Genomic DNA, 519 nt, shown 5'->3' with positions numbered 1-519 from the left:
GGTAAATGTTGGTGGGATGATCTGGACCTTGTCCTAATTTGTGTAACACTCTAATGTTTCTTCCTGATTCGATCGCAGCTGCGGCAACGGTGTTATAAAATAATACATCATCGATAACTTGCGAACAAGAAAAGGTGAATAAAATTCCGTTTGGCGCTAAGACTTTTAAACCTGCTATATTTAAACGTTTGTAGGCTTGGGTTGCCGTATGTTTACTTTTGATGCTTTTCGCGAAAGCAGGTGGGTCTAAAACAATTACATCGTAGTGTTGCGTGTGTTCTCTCATGAAATTAAACACATCATCTGCTACGGCTGTATGATTTGCTTTTGGAAAATTTAATTCCATATTACTTGCGGCTAAATCTACTGCTTTTTGAGAAATATCTACTGAAGTTACTAATTCTGCTCCTGCGTTCATCGCATAAATAGAAAAACCACCGGTGTAACAAAACGTATTTAATACTTTTTTACCTTTTGAGAATTCACCTAATAATTTTCTGTTTTCACGTTGGTCTAAGA

General features: G+C 36.6%; 1 protein-coding gene. It reads right to left on the bottom strand.

Annotated features, from left to right (window positions below):
* Positions 1 to 519 (bottom strand): class I SAM-dependent rRNA methyltransferase (locus FJV36_RS12935; protein WP_158981188.1); only part of this gene is annotated, 519 nt, incomplete at both ends.

Source organism: Flavobacterium sp. I-STPP5a, assembly GCF_009764685.1.
In the GTDB taxonomy this organism is placed as follows: domain Bacteria; phylum Bacteroidota; class Bacteroidia; order Flavobacteriales; family Flavobacteriaceae; genus Flavobacterium.
Note: the sequence above shows the minus strand (reverse complement) of the source record. Positions and strands in the feature narration are given on the sequence as shown.